13 protein-coding genes and 1 other RNA gene are annotated in these 14,894 nt (G+C 41.7%); 10 read left to right on the forward strand and 4 right to left on the reverse strand.

The window, feature by feature from the left end; all coding sequences use genetic code 11:
* Positions 1-3 precede the first annotated feature (3 nt).
* Positions 4-1,272 carry an exonuclease SbcCD subunit D gene (locus QLG01_RS00170; RefSeq protein WP_282495538.1) on the reverse strand — a complete coding sequence of 423 codons (1,269 nt, stop codon included), beginning with the start codon at positions 1,270-1,272 and terminating at the stop codon, positions 4-6.
* A 164-nt stretch (positions 1,273-1,436) separates the two neighbouring features.
* Between QLG01_RS00170 and QLG01_RS00175 the strand changes: the two genes are divergently transcribed.
* Entirely contained in the window at positions 1,437-1,910 is a 474-nt protein-coding gene (locus QLG01_RS00175; protein WP_282495539.1) for an OsmC family protein, read from the forward strand.
* A 74-nt stretch (positions 1,911-1,984) separates the two neighbouring features.
* Here the strand turns inward: QLG01_RS00175 and QLG01_RS00180 are convergent, their stop codons facing one another.
* On the reverse strand, positions 1,985-2,362 hold the full coding sequence (locus QLG01_RS00180; RefSeq protein ID WP_005303175.1) for a VOC family protein: 378 nt from the start codon (positions 2,360-2,362) through the stop codon (positions 1,985-1,987).
* 380 nt (positions 2,363-2,742) lie between these two features.
* On the opposite strand from QLG01_RS00180, the gene QLG01_RS00185 reads away from it, so the two are divergent.
* Positions 2,743-3,195, forward strand: coding sequence for an ABZJ_00895 family protein (locus tag QLG01_RS00185; protein ID WP_282495540.1), 453 nt, complete (start codon positions 2,743-2,745; stop codon positions 3,193-3,195).
* Positions 3,196-3,278: 83 nt separating this feature from the next.
* Positions 3,279-4,184, forward strand: a complete 906-nt coding sequence (locus QLG01_RS00190; protein ID WP_282495541.1) for a TIGR01777 family oxidoreductase — start codon at positions 3,279-3,281, stop codon at positions 4,182-4,184.
* On the opposite strand, the gene QLG01_RS00195 is transcribed toward QLG01_RS00190, so the two are convergent.
* Together QLG01_RS00195 and hemB are read right to left on the reverse strand one after the other, a co-directional pair.
* Complete coding sequence (locus tag QLG01_RS00195; protein WP_282495542.1) at positions 4,176-5,291, reverse strand: FAD-dependent oxidoreductase; 1,116 nt, start codon at positions 5,289-5,291, stop codon at positions 4,176-4,178. The two genes, QLG01_RS00190 and QLG01_RS00195, sit on opposite strands and share 9 nt — an antisense overlap.
* Positions 5,292-5,316: 25 nt before the next feature.
* Positions 5,317-6,330 carry a porphobilinogen synthase gene (gene hemB, locus QLG01_RS00200; RefSeq protein ID WP_004748084.1) on the reverse strand — a complete coding sequence of 338 codons (1,014 nt, stop codon included), beginning with the start codon at positions 6,328-6,330 and terminating at the stop codon, positions 5,317-5,319.
* A 142-nt stretch (positions 6,331-6,472) separates the two neighbouring features.
* Here hemB and QLG01_RS00205 point away from each other — a divergent pair, with 142 nt between their 5' ends.
* The 7 genes from QLG01_RS00205 (at position 6,473) to QLG01_RS00235 (ending at position 14,889) form a co-directional block, all read left to right on the forward strand.
* Positions 6,473-6,970: a thioesterase family protein gene (locus tag QLG01_RS00205; protein WP_282495543.1), complete on the forward strand. Its 498-nt coding sequence runs from the start codon at positions 6,473-6,475 to the stop codon at positions 6,968-6,970.
* A 268-nt stretch (positions 6,971-7,238) separates the two neighbouring features.
* Positions 7,239-8,390, forward strand: a complete 1,152-nt coding sequence (locus QLG01_RS00210) for an EmrA/EmrK family multidrug efflux transporter periplasmic adaptor subunit (protein ID WP_282495544.1) — start codon at positions 7,239-7,241, stop codon at positions 8,388-8,390.
* 6 nt (positions 8,391-8,396) lie between these two features.
* A complete protein-coding gene (locus tag QLG01_RS00215; RefSeq protein ID WP_013198748.1) occupies positions 8,397-9,923 on the forward strand; it encodes a DHA2 family efflux MFS transporter permease subunit in 1,527 nt (508 codons plus the stop codon).
* Between the two features lie 305 nt (positions 9,924-10,228).
* Entirely contained in the window at positions 10,229-12,214 is a 1,986-nt protein-coding gene (ggt, locus tag QLG01_RS00220; protein ID WP_282495545.1) for a gamma-glutamyltransferase, read from the forward strand.
* Positions 12,215-12,374: 160 nt separating this feature from the next.
* Positions 12,375-12,733, forward strand: a transfer-messenger RNA (tmRNA) gene (gene ssrA / locus QLG01_RS00225).
* Positions 12,734-12,908: 175 nt separating this feature from the next.
* Entirely contained in the window at positions 12,909-14,069 is a 1,161-nt protein-coding gene (locus QLG01_RS00230; protein ID WP_282495546.1) for a tyrosine-type recombinase/integrase, read from the forward strand.
* Positions 14,053-14,889: a hypothetical protein gene (locus QLG01_RS00235; protein ID WP_151821683.1), complete on the forward strand. Its 837-nt coding sequence runs from the start codon at positions 14,053-14,055 to the stop codon at positions 14,887-14,889. The genes QLG01_RS00230 and QLG01_RS00235 overlap by 17 nt, the downstream gene beginning before the upstream one ends.
* Positions 14,890-14,894: the final 5 nt, after the last annotated feature.

The raw sequence follows: 14,894 nt of genomic DNA on the forward strand, positions 1-14,894 counted from the left end.
TCCTTAGGGAGTTGCATCATTTTCAAGATTTTTTTGTGCTTCTTGTACTAGACTCAGAAAATCTTTTAAAACCGCATCATCGGCGCTGTAACCTTGTTTTTCCCAAATATTCTGAAAGAGTTTTTCTGGGGTTGGCGGTTCAAGAGCGATTTGCTGAGTGGTATTTGAATCGGTAGTGTCTTTATTCACATATTGACGTGAAATACGCACTAAACGGTAGCGGTCAGGTGGTAGGGCCGCTTCAAACTGCTGACGTAAATTCGGCTGTGGCGGCGTTAAACTATAATATTCAATATCGACATATTCACGGTGGTCAATATTTTCAATCACGCCGTGAGGTAAGGCTTTGAGTTGTTGTAGCACTTCATTTAACTCACCACGGATACGGTGTAATTGTATGCAACGTGGAATTTCTACAGCTTCAAATTGCAAACGGCTGTCTGCCTCTTGAGCTGGGTCAATTTTGACCTCAACCACTTGGTGCTTATAGTTAATTTCACTAAAAGAAAGTGGGATTGGTGAGCCACTATAACGAATGTGTGGCTGACCTACTTTTTGTGGTTTATGTAGATGACCTAACGCGACATAGTCGACAGCATCTTCAAATAAAGTCGTTGAAAGTGCTTCTTCATTACCAATAATAATTGGGCGTTCAGAGTCAGATGTTTCCCCACCTTGCATGTGTGCATGCGACATCAAAATAAGCGCTTGGTCTGGCGTTTTACGACGTTTGGCTTCGGCAATGAGTTGCTGGTGCAAATAGGCAATCGCGTTTTTGCTATTGGTGGTATGTTCGTTAAAGCCCGTAATTTCGGCTGAACGTAAAAAAGGCAGGGCAAGGCACCACGCTACAATATCTTGATTTTGATTATAAATGGGTAAAAGTAGTCGATCGAGATCTAGGGTTTTATCTTCATTCCAGCGAACCACGCCCACGGTTTTTGCATTGTATTTTTCTAAAAGTGGTTCGACTTGTTCAATACGGTAGCCTGAGTCATGGTTACCCGCAATCATGAGCGTTTGCATGTGTGGTGCAATGCGATGTGCATCTGCTAAAAATTGGTAGAGTTGTTTTTGTGCTTGAGAACCGGGGTTAATGACATCAAAAATATCACCCGCAATGAGCAGAGCATGCGGTTGTTTTTCTTGAATTTGAGTAAGTAACCAGCTTAAAAATTGTTGGTGTTCGTAGTGCCGTGAGTGGTTATAAAAAAACTGCCCCAAATGCCAGTCAGAAGTATGTAGAAAATGTACGGACATAGAAACAGACATCAAGCCAAAATAAACACAGATACGTTAGCATAAATTGACAGGAGATTTTATCAAGACATTTTAAAGTGCTCGTTATTTAAGCCTACAGTAAAACTTGAATTAATTTTTTTACTTTAAACGCTGCTTTGTTACTATCGACTTAAACCATGAACTTTGAGAACAAAATGACCATTCATGAATACGAAGTAAAAATACAGTGGGAAGGGAATACGGGTACAGGCACTTCTTCTTATCGTTCATATAAAAGAGACTTTAGTATTCAACATCCGCAAAAAACCACGATTCAAGGTTCATCAGACCCCGCCTATTTAGGTGATGTGACCAGATGGAACCCAGAAGATTTATTGGTTGCATCAGCTTCAGCTTGTCATAAGCTTTGGTATTTGCACCTATGTGCAGTCAATCATATTCATGTGCTGAGTTATGTCGATCATGCACTTGGCTTTATGGAAGATGCAGATCCAGTTAAACGTGGTCACTTTACCCAAATTATTTTAAGACCAGAGATTGTTTTGGAAAAAGGTGCTGACCCAGAGCTTGCTGCAAAATTGCATGAAGAAGCGCATCATGAATGCATGATTGCCAATTCGGTGAATTTTCCAATTACATGTGAGGCCAGCTTTAGCTTTGCTGAATAATTAATATGAAATAGCCACCGATAACAAGGCGGTGGCTATACAGTAAAAAATAAAAGAGTCGTTGAATAAAATCTTTAAGCTGCATTCTCATCGACTTGGAAAATACCAAAAACGTTGTGGTCTAAATCGACAAAGTAGCCATGCCAAGCACGACCGGGAATGGCGAATTTATCCATCGCGACAATGCCACCTTGCGCTAAAATTTTTGCAGCTACCTCATCGAAGTTTTCGACCTGAACCGAACAGGTAAATGCATTGGTACCATATTCCATTGGCGGCGTTTGGGCTGGGCGTTTTAATAGTCCACCCATAATTGAAGGCGTTTCGATACGGTAATATTCAATCGGTAAGTTTTCATCGAGTTTAAATTGCCAGCCAAACACAGCTTGGTAAAACTGCGCATCGCGGGCAGGGTTTGAAGACTGGATTTCAAAATAGGCAATATTGTTCATATTATTTAAAACATATTTTTATGGTGCAAAAAGTATACGCATAGCCTTTATAGCCACGAAAGGACTATTGTGTATGCTGAGCGTAAAATAAATGAAAGTGCTAGAAAATAAAAACCGACGATTCGAGTGATGAGAGAATCGTCGGTCAAAAACTTCATCAAGGGTTTCGGCTGCTAACAAAACCTAATCCGAAGGAAGGAAAGAGTCGTAATGAAAGGTCACCGAAACAATTTTGCGGATGCCGTGCAAAGGAAGTATTCGGTTGCTGCGACCTTATTACCCTATATAACGTCAAGAGATTCGAATTGGTTGACAGAAAAATGAAAAAAAATCGAAAAAAATTTATAATTATTTTTTGAACCCATAAATTAGGCAAAAATATGACCAAATTACGTTCTTACTTTCTCTGGTTTTTTTGTTTATGCATCGTACTTACCTTAATTGTAGGTGTGGTTGCAGCACTATTACCAGCGAGTGTAGGCGGTATTTTAACAGCCGTTCCATATTTAGGCGCAATGATTTTTGTCTTATTTAAATTTTTAAAGAAAGAACGCCGTGCACCGACTGTACAAGAAAAAAAGAAATTTACTTTAGGTTTTACCCTGATTTTTTGGGGCTATAACTTATGTGGTGTTTTATTTGGTCTGTTTTTATTTGCTAGAAAAGACCCAGAGATTTTGCAGAACTTTATGCTTTACCTCAAACAACCTCAGTTCTTGAGCATTATGGTGATCATGCTTTTAATGTTAGCTATTCCACTTTATTTAATTACCTACTGGTTTTATGGTAAACAGGCACAGCGCATGGCTGACAAAATGTTGAATGTGCAATAGATCACTACAAAAACAGCTACGATTAAATATAAATGAGTTTTATATAATGGAATAAAACAGTTGTCCTCAGCTTAGGAGGAAATATGAATAAGAATGTATTAATCACGGGTGCTAGTGGTTTTATCGGAACGCACTTAATTAAGTTCCTACTACAAAAAAATTATAATGTGATTGCTGTAACACGGCAGGCTGGGAAGACATCTGACCATCCTGCCTTACAGTGGGTACAAAAGTTTGAAGATATTACGACCCGTCAAATTGACTATGTGGTGAATTTGGCTGGTGCAAATATTGGCGAGAAACGCTGGACCGAGTCACGTAAAAAACAACTCATCGAAAGCCGTGTCAATACGACCCGAAAATTGTATGCATGGCTCAAACAATCTGAAATTTTTCCTGAAGCAATTGTTTCTGGCTCGGCCATTGGCTACTACGGTATAGACGATCAAGAAAAGTGGGCAGAGGCGTGCACTGAACAAAGCTTACCACAGCCTGTTTTTATGTCTCGACTTTGCCAAGAATGGGAACAAGCAGCTTTAGCAGATGCTCAGCAAAATACTAAAATTATTCGCTTAGGCGTAGTGTTTGGGCAGGGCGGTGGCATTTTGCCTAAAATGTTATTTCCGATTCGACTCAATTTAGTGGGGCAAATTGGTCATGGGCGTCAGCCTGTGGTTTGGGTACATATTGAAGATGTGTTAAATGCCATCGAGTTTATATTTAAGCATCCTCAATCTACTCAAATTCATAATGTGGTGGCACCAGAAAACGTGACTCAAAAGGTATTTGTTGAACAAGCAGCAGAGGTTTTAAATAAGAAACCACTGTTGCCAGCACCAAGCACGGTTTTTCGCTGTTTGTTAGGGGAGCAATCGCAATTGATCTTAAATGGGCAATACGTCAAACCCGTAGCCTTACAAGCTGAAGGATTTGAGTTTGCTTATCCGCAATTAAAAATGGCTTTAGAGAATGTACTCGCGTCAGGCTAAGATTTTATTTTGCAAACGCTCTGGTGAATATGCTTTGGCATCAACTAAAGTCGGTTGACCTAGCATAAGTTGACGGAGTAATTGCGCAGAGCCTGCGCCCATACATAACCCATTTCTAAAGTGCCCAAAGTTTGCCCAGAGGTTGTCCATTTCAGGCATTTTGCCAATGTACGGAACGCCATTTGGTGAACTTGGTCTGAGGCCTGCCCAGCGCTGTACGATCGGGAAATCGGCCAGTCCAGGCACCATTTCTAAACATGCTTCTAAAATATTGTACTGGGTGGTTTCATCGGTAGAGGTGTCAAAACCTCGATGTGCCATGCTAGAGCCACACACAATATGACCGTCCATACGAGGAATCAAATACATCACTCGATTCATGCACATGGTCGGTAGCCAGTGAGCAGGGGTTTTAAATAACAGCATTTGACCTTGAACAGGTTCGACTGGAATTTCGAGTTGTAATTGTGAGTTCCAGTAATGGCTCCAAGCTCCCGAAGTTATTACAAAATGGTCTGCTGTATGTTTACGTCCATCTTCGGTTTGGAGCGCTTGTATCACATCGCCTTGTTGAATCAGTTTTTTAACAGGAGTGTGTTCAAAAAACTCAACATTTGGATGTTGCTTTAAATAGCTAATCAGGGACTGCAATACACGCGGATTACGAATATTAGACAGTTCGGGGAAATAAATCGCTTCTTGGAAGTGATCTGAAATATGTGGATTAACTTGTTCTAAGGCATCTCTTTGTAAATATTCACAGCGCTGCATCGGTTCTTGATGCTGCTCGGCGTAGGAAAGCCCGATGTCAAAATCTTCTTCATCAAAAATTAGCATGCCTGTGTCATGAATTTCAAAATCAATCCCTGTAACAGGGTAGAGCTTTTGGTTCCATGCTTGATAAGAGGCTTTACCAAATTGAGCAAGTTGGTTCACTGCATGCACATAGCGCCACGGGTACATCGGAGAGAGAATGCCTCCGCCAGCCCAAGAGGCTGCTTGTCCCGCTTGTTGTTGATCAAAAATACTGACGGTACAGCCTTGTTCAACCAACTCCAGCGCAGACATTAATCCACTTATGCCCGCGCCAATAATTGCAATATGCATGCAGTGTTATCCTTTCTCTGCGAACTTAGTTCATTTCCTTGAGTTTTTCAGCAGCGGTTTCTGCAAAGTAAGTCCAGATTCCGTCTGCACCAGCGCGGCGGCAGCACATGAGTGATTCTAAAATGACTGAGTCTGATAACCAGCCATTTTGAATTGCACCCGCTAACATTGCGTATTCGCCACTCACTTGATAAATGAATGTCGGAACACCAAAGGTATCTTTCACTTCACGTACCACATCCAGATATGGCATGCCCGGTTTTACAATCACCATGTCGGCGCCTTCTTGAATATCAAGCGCGATTTCATGTAACGCTTCGGCACGGTTGGCAAAGTCCATCTGGTAGTTATATTTATTACCACCTTTTAGGTTGGATGCAGAGCCAACGGCATCACGGAACGGACCATAGAAGCTAGATGCATATTTCGCAGAGTAGGCCATAATGTTGGTATAGATGTGACCATTGGCTTCTAAAGCCTGACGAATCGCGCCAATACGGCCATCCATCATGTCACTTGGTGCAATCACTTCGGCACCTGCTTCTGCGTGACTTAACGCTTGTTTAATCAAGCACTCTACAGTCTCGTCATTTAGCACATAGCCTGTTTCATCAATAATGCCGTCTTGACCATGAGTTGTGTATGGGTCGAGCGCACCATCAGTAATTAACACCATTTCTGGTAATTCTTTTTTAAGCAAACGGCAAGTGGTTTGTACTAAACCATCTTCACGCCATGCAGCTTCTGCAGTGAGGCTTTTATCTTCTTGCGGGGTAACTGGAAAAAGAGCCAGTTTTGATACGCCCAATTCCAGAAGTCTTTCAGCTTTTTTCAGTAACAAATCTGCCGACAAACGCTGAATGTTTGGCATACTTGGAATATCTTGGGTCTGATTTTGTCCCGGTAATACAAATACTGGATAAATCAAGTGATTGGTAGTGAGCTGTGTTTCGCTGACCATCGCACGCAACTGGTCATTTTTACGGATACGGCGCATGCGAGTGGCTGGAAATGCAGGACGATTGAACGTATAAGTCATAACAATCTCGATGTTCGGTATTACACTAGGATAGGTTGGCGGATATTCCATTACTGTCAACCGACTGCTGTATTGTAGCCCCATAATGCTGGATTTGTACAAAATTATGGGTGTTTATCATGCTTTTAAATTTAGGCAATGTATGAGTGATGAAAAGAAAAATTGGACTGGGAACATCCATTTAGGTGCTAAAACTGACCTAACTGTGGTTCTCAACCAGTTATGTAAGGCGTTTAATAGCTCTCCTTTTTTTAAGCATAGTGGAATGATTATGCGTGTGGTGGACGGGCAGATTGAAGGCTATATCGAGATGCAACCTGACCTCATTGGTAATCTGGCATTTCAGATTTTGCATGGTGGAGTTGCTGCAACCTTGCTCGATAGCATTGGCGGTATTGTGGCAATGGAACACTTATATCGCCGTTCAACGCCGGAAACTTTAACCGAGACCATTAAGCAAGTATCGCGTTTGGCAACTGTCGACATGCGTGTCGATTATTTAGCGCCGGGGCGTGGTAAATACTTTATTGCACGTGCCGAAGTTCTGCGTTTAGGTCGCAAGGGCTGTACCATGCGCATGACCATGGTCAATGATGAAGGCAAAGCAATTGCTGCGGGTATTGCTTCATACGCCTATTAAATTGCTCATTTAAGTAGTTAAAAAGCGCCAAGTGCGCTTTTTTTAGTGTTTGAAAAGCGGGAATTTTCACAAAAACTTTGAGATAAACATTAATTTAATTAGAACGAACGCATTAGTTATAATTTTTTATTCTCATATCATGAGGTTTTAGCGTTAAAATTAGCTCCTTTGACAATGCGGTATGTCTTGTTTATAGAAAAATAAAAACTCTATAACAAGGTGTAGTGCGAGATTGATGGCAAAGCCAACCCATCTTTAGGAACATACCATGACTGATGCACAAAGCAATGTACAAGAAACAGTGCCAACAACATCTGCCTCGGATGACAACAATCAAAACAAGCGCAAAAAATTTCTTGGTTTTTTTGCGCTGATTTTATTGATCGCCGCTATTTTATATGCAATCTGGGCATTATTTTTAAATCATTCCGTGAGTACGGATAATGCCTATGTCGGTGCAGAAACGGCTCAAATCACTTCAATGGTAAGCGGGCAGGTCGCTCAGGTTGTGGTAAAAGATACCCAAACAGTACATCGTGGTGACGTGCTGGTTCGTATTGATGATCGTGATGCCAAAATTGCACTGGCTCAAGCCGAGGCAGAACTCGCCAAAGCAAAACGCCAATACAAACAAACTGCGGCAAACAGTAGCTCTTTAAACTCTCAAGTTGTGGTGCGTGCCGACGAAATTACCAGTGCCAAAGCACAAGTTGCTCAAGCACAGGCCGACTACGACAAAGCTGGGTTAGAACTCAACCGCCGTGCACAACTTGCCGCGTCTGGTGCAGTGTCTAAAGAAGAACTCACTAAGGCACAAAGTGCTGTTGAAACAGCCAAAGCAGGGCTAGAGCTTGCCAAAGCAGGTTTAGCGCAAGCATCTTCAAGCCGTAAAGCTGCCGAAAGCACTTTTGCAGCAAACGAAGCTTTAATTCAGGGTGTAAGCGAGACTTCAACACCCGATGTACAAGTTGCACAAGCACATGTTGAACAAGCTCAGCTTGATTTGGAACGTACCGTAATACGTGCACCAGTCGATGGTGTGGTGACGCGTCGCAATATTCAAGTCGGTCAACGTGTTGCACCGGGCACCAGCATGATGATGATTGTGCCGCTGAATGATTTATATGTAGATGCGAACTTTAAAGAAAGTCAGTTGAAAAAAGTCCGTCCGGGTCAAATCGTTACGCTTACTTCAGATTTATATGGCGACGACGTTGAATATCACGGCAAAGTGATGGGCTTCTCTGGTGGTACAGGCTCTGCCTTTGCCTTAATTCCGGCTCAAAATGCAACAGGTAACTGGATTAAAGTAGTTCAACGCTTACCAGTTCGTATTGCACTTGACCCGAAAGAACTTGCTGAACACCCACTGCGTGTTGGCTTGTCGATGGAAGCAAAAGTCGACTTATCTGCGAAGTAAACGCTTATGAAAACGCAAACACCTTTTGCCGAACTAAGCGGTGGCCGTTTATTACTGGCAGCGTTTGTTATTGCCTTGTCGAACTTTATGGTCGTGCTCGATACGACCATTGCCAACGTATCTGTACCGCACATTACCGGTAACCTTGCTGTTTCAAGTACACAAGGCACATGGGTTGTTACGTCGTATGCAGTTGCAGAAGCGATTTGTGTACCTTTAACGGGTTGGCTAGCAGGGCGATTTGGAACTGTTCGGGTTTTTATTTTTGGCCTGATTGGTTTTACCATTTTTTCGTTTTTGTGCGGTCTAGCAAACTCGTTAGGCATGCTGGTGTTTTTCCGTATTGGACAAGGTCTATGCGGTGGCCCGCTCATGCCACTCAGCCAAACTTTGCTGATGCGTATTTTCCCTCAAGAAAAGCATGCACAGGCGATGGGCCTATGGGCAATGACGACCGTCGTTGGGCCAATTTTAGGGCCAATTTTGGGTGGTCTGATTAGTGATAATCTGTCTTGGCACTGGATTTTCTTTATTAACATTCCGGTCGGCATTGTTTGTGTTTTAGCGGCAATTCGTTTGCTTAAACCAGCCGAAACAGAAACGATTTCTTTAAGAATCGATACCGTCGGTTTAGGTCTGTTAATTTTGTGGATTGGTGCACTACAGCTCATGCTCGATTTAGGGCATGAACGAGACTGGTTTAATAGCACCAGCATTGTGGTGTTAGGCTTAACTGCCGCCATTGGCTTTGTGGTGTTCCTCATATGGGAGCTGACCGATAAACACCCCGTCGTGGACGTCAAAGTCTTTAGGCATAGGGGCTTTGCAATTTCGGTACTGGCCTTATCGCTTGGCTTTGGCGCGTTCTTTGGCAGTATTGTACTGATTCCACAGTGGCTGCAAATGAACCTTTCCTACACTGCCACATGGGCCGGCTATTTAACCGCAACCATGGGCTTTGGTAGTTTGACCATGTCACCGATTGTGGCAAAGCTTTCGACCAAACATGACCCAAGAGCACTAGCGAGTTTCGGTTTAATTTTGCTGGGTGGTGTGACCTTAATGCGGGCATTCTGGACCACAGATGCCGACTTTATGGCACTGGCTTGGCCGCAAATCTTGCAAGGTTTTGCTGTACCATTCTTCTTTATTCCACTGTCGAATATTGCACTCGGTTCGGTACTCCAGCAAGAGATTGCATCTGCGGCGGGCTTAATGAACTTTTTAAGAACCATGGCAGGGGCGATTGGTGCCTCAATTGCAGTGACCGTGTGGGACGACCACGCCAAAGTTGCACGCAGTGAAATGGTGTCAAACCTAAATACTGCCGAAGTTCAAAATAACCTTGCACAAAATGGTTTTTCGGCTGACTCGACCTTAGGCATTATTTCAAACCTCGTTGATAAAGAAGCGATTACCATGTCGGCAAACCATGTATTTTTGCTGTTTGCAATGGTGTTTGTCTTTGCTGGGCTGGTCATTTGGCTGTGTCCGAAACCCAAAGGGGATGTTAGCGGAATGCCATCTCACTAAACACAAAAAAGCATCTCCTCGGAGGTGCTTTTTTTAGCTCTATTAAAAAATAGAGCGAGTCTATAAATGGTAGATTTTGCCTGTATTTCACTAAATAAAGCATGCCAGAATCGGGCGGATCAAATATAAAAGCGTGTAATATCAAGCAAGGAGGCTTAATACAGGGCACAGGATAAAACGCCCTTAAACATTCAATATTATAAAACCTTATTTTTATCAAAGATTAAAAAAACTTAATACCTGAAAACAAAGAAGCTTGCATGGCAATTGCATGGATAGGCAGGCGTATATATTGGAGTTATCACGTGAATAAAAGATATTCATTTTTGTTCAGTAGTTTATTAGCAGTCGGTTTATTACAAGGATGTGGAGATGACTCCTCGTCAGATCAGCCCAAGGATGATTCAAATACAACCCCGCCCAATTTAATTGTTGATAATGACCCGACCAGTTGTAGCAAACTGGCACAAGACGGTTCAAGTGTGGTGGTCGGTTCAAACCAAAATGGTGACCCAGCAGCGCCTGAGGGGGCATCGGGTTATAGACTCGGTAACACGGTCAAATACGCAGATAAATATATGGTGGTGGCAAATACGCCACTTGCGGTAAAAGCGGGTTGTGATGTTTTAAGAGCAGGCGGTAGCGCAGTCGATGCAGCCGTTGCGGTACAAGCGGTGTTGGGTTTAGTCGAGCCACAATCGAGCACCATTGCTGGTAGTGGTTTTATGATGTATTACGATGCTAAAACCAAAAAAGTTACTGCTTACGATGGCCGTGAAACTGCACCTGCCGCAGCCAACGAATTTTATTTAATTCGCCAAGATATATATGACCCAAATTCACCTGCACCTGTACCAAGTGCGCGCCGTAGCGGTCGCTCGATTGGTGTGCCGGGTGTGATGCGTTTACTTGAAGAAGCGCAAAAAGAACATGGCAAGCTCAAATGGAACCAGCTTTTTGGTGAAGCGATTGGTTTGGCTGACAATGGTTTCCGCATTCCGGGGCGTTTGGCAGATGCAATTGCAAGCAATGCAAACAATTTAGCTCTCGATGCAAATGCAATGGCAACCTATTTCTATCCAGATGGATCACCACGTAAAGTCGGCGAGACCATGACCAATAAAGCCTATGCCAGAACACTTGAAGCACTCGCTTCACAAGGAGCAAACGCACTGCACACTGGTCCAATTGCGCAAGCCATTGTGGCAAAAGCAGGGCAAACCGTGGGTGATGACCCAGCAAAAACTCCAATTACCCCAAGCTTAATGACCTTGCAGGATTTATCGAACTATCAGGTTAAAAAACGCGACCCGATTTGTACGACGTATCGTGATCGTTATTATGTATGTACCATGCCACCTCCATCTTCGGGAGGGATTGCGGTTGCACAGACGCTAGGTATTTTAGAAAACTTTGATATGTCGCTGTATCCACCTAAAAACCCTGAAAATGAAGGTGGTGTGCCGGATGTGATGGGTGTGCATTTAGTGTCTGAAGCGGAGCGTTTGGCCTATGCTGACCGTGATAAATATGTGGCAGACACTGACTTTGTTGCTTTACCAGCACAGGGCATCCCAAGCTTTATTGATAAAAATTACTTGAAGCAACGTGCAGCACTGATTAACCCGAACCAAAGTATGGGTGTTGCGCCAGCGGGTAATTTCAACCCAGCTTCGGGTGTCGACACCACTGTTGAACATGGTACGACTCAGTTCACGATTGTAGATGCCTATGGCAATGTGGTTTCAATGACATCGACTGTTGAATCGAGCATGGGTTCATTCCACATGGTAGATGGTTTCTTGCTGTCGAACCAGTTGACTGACTTTAGCGCCAACCCGTTAGACAGCACGGGAGCACTGGTTGCCAACCGTGTAGAAGGGGGCAAACGCCCAAGAAGTACCATGGCGCCAACTTTAGTGTTTAAAGGCACTACGCCAGATGAGTTTTATATGGCAACAGGTTCACCAGGTGGCGGTACGATCATTCAATATGTGGTTAAAACGTTGGTGGGTGCGCTGGACTGGAACTTAAATGCACAGCAGGCGACCTCGCTTGTTAACTTTGGTGCGACCAATAGCAAAAACACCAATTTGGATAGCTCGAATGTGCAGCTTTCTTTGCTTGATTTGATTGAAGGCTTAAAGGCAAAAGGGCATGGCGTTGTCAACACTGCGCAAACCAGCGGTATTTCAACGATTATGAAAGTAAATATTAATAATCAGAGTAAATACGCAGGTGGGGTAGACCCACGCCGTGAAGGTATTGTTTTAGGCAATGGTGCTTTATAGACCCAACTTAAAAAAAAGCTGTCAGTTTTGGCAGCTTTTTTATGTGGCCCTTGAAAAAAACAAAAGACACTCAATTATGTAAATATGTTCATCAGTAGCAGACTGTTGATAAAATGCACAGTATTTTATTTTAGTTATGCTATGATGTTCAGACATTCATGGGGATGTTATTGGCTTCGACGCTGGTGATGAAACTCATAGATGCATGCCGAGAGCGCATTTTCTCTCGTAAATCAAATTTGCATATTTTAGTCGCAAACGACGAAACTTACGCTCTAGCTGCCTAAGGGCAGTTTGTCCGCTTCCTAGAATACTTGTGGTTTAGGAACCCGACCGTAGCGCACGCACACAAGTCCGTATAGAGTCAAGCCTCGGGGCTTTATACCAAACTTAGAGGATCGCAACTTGTACCCTGTTCGTCGGGTCACTTGGTGTTAAAACAATAGACGATATCTAAGCATGTAGTATTCTCGAGCGTAATGCTGGCGGACGCGGGTTCAACTCCCGCCATCTCCACCAAATACTAAGATCAAAGTTAATCACATATGATTAGAGTTGATCAAAAAGCCTTAAATCTTAATGATTTAGGGCTTTTTTAATGCCTTCGATTTAATCATTCTTGATTCAGCTTAATCATTGATAATCAAACTTTATCACTATAAGCTGTTATACAATTGTTATACGGTATAACACTATGCTTTCGGATGCCCAAGTAAAGTCATTAAAACCTAAAGAATCTAGATACTCAGTTGCAGATGGGGAAGGGTTAAATATTTCTGTCTTTCCCAACGGGAAAAAGAAATGGGTTCTGTCATACCGTCAAAATGGAAAGCAAAATCAAAAGATGCTTGGTGAATATCCCGTTATGGGATGTAAGGAAGCACGTCTACAAGCAAGACAATTAAAATTAGAATATCAGGGCAAAGTAGCCAACTCTCCACCAGTCCATAAAGTAGTTGAGGAGTGGTTGAGTATTATGAAATCACAGTGGACCAGCAAAAAATACTATGACACAGTCGAATATCGACTTGCATATCTAACAGAAGACTTTAAAAATCTTCCAATTAATGAAGTTGAAAGAAAGCACATATCAAAGAAAATTAAAGAAATTGTTGCAAAGGGCACTTTAGAAACAGCAAGCCGTGCATTAAGACTTGGTAAGCAGGTTTTTGATTTTGCAATTGCCTCAGATTATTCAGATCGTAATCCATGTACATTGGTGGAAGATGTAATTCCTGAATATGAATCTGACAGCCATCCTTGTTTACCAGCAAGTGAAATGCCTGAATTTTTTAGACGTATGCAAGCGAGCCATTCAAGTTCCATAGTTAAAATGGCAATGCTTCTAGTTTGTTATACAGGAACGCGTATAACAGAATTATTAAAAGCCAGATGGGATTCTGGCGAATTAGATTTTGAAAATAAGGTTTGGATTATTCCAGCTGATCGAATGAAAAGAAGAAAGGAATTAATGGTTCCATTAGTGCCGCAGATTTATACACTATTTAAGGAACTTGAAAGCGTAAAAACTGATGATGGTTATATTTTTAAAAAACGTGGAAAGCCTTATGAATATATGACGTCTGAGTCGGTACTTACCATGATAAAAAGAATGGGTTACGAAGATAAAATGGTTACCCACGGTTTTCGTTCACTTTTTTCGACTCATGCAAATGAAAGTAAATTATTCCGTGGTGAAGTGATCGATTATCAAATTGCCCATGTGAATAAATCTACAAAAGCAGATAAGACAAGTAAAATTTATAACCGTGCAGAGTATTGGGATGAACGGGTAGAATTAATGACTTGGTATGCAAATGAGGTGGAGAAATGGTTAAATGATTCCAAAAAATAAAATAAAAGAGTTTAAAAAATATTTAAAAGGTGATTTTGAGAATAATCTATTAGATTCAGCTATCTTGAATTTAGAAACCTATAACAGTCTAACATTTAATAATTTTGCTTATGCAATGAGAGAAATGCTAAGAATAGTTTTTCATAGACTTTCTCCCGCTGAAGAAATTGTTAAATGTTCATGGTATCCAAGTTTAAGAGAACCTGACGATAAAATTACTCGAAGACAAAGATATAAATATGCTATTCAGGGCGGGATTGGTGAATTTCTTTTAAAGCAGTTTCGATTAGATAAATCAATTGAAAAGGCTTGTACTTCTCTATTAGATCAAATAGAAGTTTTAAATAGCTTTACCCACATTCAAGAGCATACATATAATTTATCAATTGAAGACACAAGACAACGAGCAATACAATGTTTTGATGATGTTTTGAAAGTAGTTAGGCTTATTAAGAGAGTTCGAAATAAGCTTTTCAAACATATAATCAAATATCTTGATGAGGAGCTGTTCAATTCATCAGTAATGGATTATGTGGAAAATATTGATCAGATTGCTGATATTGCATCTGTAAATCATATTAGTGCAAATAAATTTATAAATATGGAAATAGATTCTTCTAATGTGAGTTTTACCGTCTCTGGAGATGTATTTTGCTTATTAGAATACGGTAATAAAAGTGATGTAGAAAGAGGGGATGGTTGGTCATGTTATATGGATTTTGAATTTGAAGCACCTGTGGAAATAAAAATTAAGAAACCCTTTGGAAGTCATATGAAAATTGTAAAGATTGTTGTGAATATTGATAAATTTTTTCAATAAAGGCG

Source organism: Acinetobacter sp. V89_4 (genome assembly GCF_029967875.1).
GTDB classification, from domain to species: domain Bacteria; phylum Pseudomonadota; class Gammaproteobacteria; order Pseudomonadales; family Moraxellaceae; genus Acinetobacter; species Acinetobacter oleivorans.

Coding starts and splice junctions, on each gene's coding strand:
- QLG01_RS00180 (WP_005303175.1), bottom strand. CDS start 2,362: ATGAACAATATTGCCTATTTTGAAATCCAGTCTTCAAACCCTGCCCGC.
- QLG01_RS00215 (WP_013198748.1), top strand. CDS start 8,397: ATGAAAACGCAAACACCTTTTGCCGAACTAAGCGGTGGCCGTTTATTA.
- QLG01_RS00185 (WP_282495540.1), top strand. CDS start 2,743: ATGACCAAATTACGTTCTTACTTTCTCTGGTTTTTTTGTTTATGCATC.
- QLG01_RS00190 (WP_282495541.1), top strand. CDS start 3,279: ATGAATAAGAATGTATTAATCACGGGTGCTAGTGGTTTTATCGGAACG.
- QLG01_RS00235 (WP_151821683.1), top strand. CDS start 14,053: ATGATTCCAAAAAATAAAATAAAAGAGTTTAAAAAATATTTAAAAGGT.
- QLG01_RS00205 (WP_282495543.1), top strand. CDS start 6,473: ATGAGTGATGAAAAGAAAAATTGGACTGGGAACATCCATTTAGGTGCT.
- QLG01_RS00175 (WP_282495539.1), top strand. CDS start 1,437: ATGACCATTCATGAATACGAAGTAAAAATACAGTGGGAAGGGAATACG.
- QLG01_RS00195 (WP_282495542.1), bottom strand. CDS start 5,291: ATGCATATTGCAATTATTGGCGCGGGCATAAGTGGATTAATGTCTGCG.
- hemB (WP_004748084.1), bottom strand. CDS start 6,330: ATGACTTATACGTTCAATCGTCCTGCATTTCCAGCCACTCGCATGCGC.
- QLG01_RS00230 (WP_282495546.1), top strand. CDS start 12,909: ATGCTTTCGGATGCCCAAGTAAAGTCATTAAAACCTAAAGAATCTAGA.
- QLG01_RS00210 (WP_282495544.1), top strand. CDS start 7,239: ATGACTGATGCACAAAGCAATGTACAAGAAACAGTGCCAACAACATCT.
- QLG01_RS00170 (WP_282495538.1), bottom strand. CDS start 1,272: ATGTCTGTTTCTATGTCCGTACATTTTCTACATACTTCTGACTGGCAT.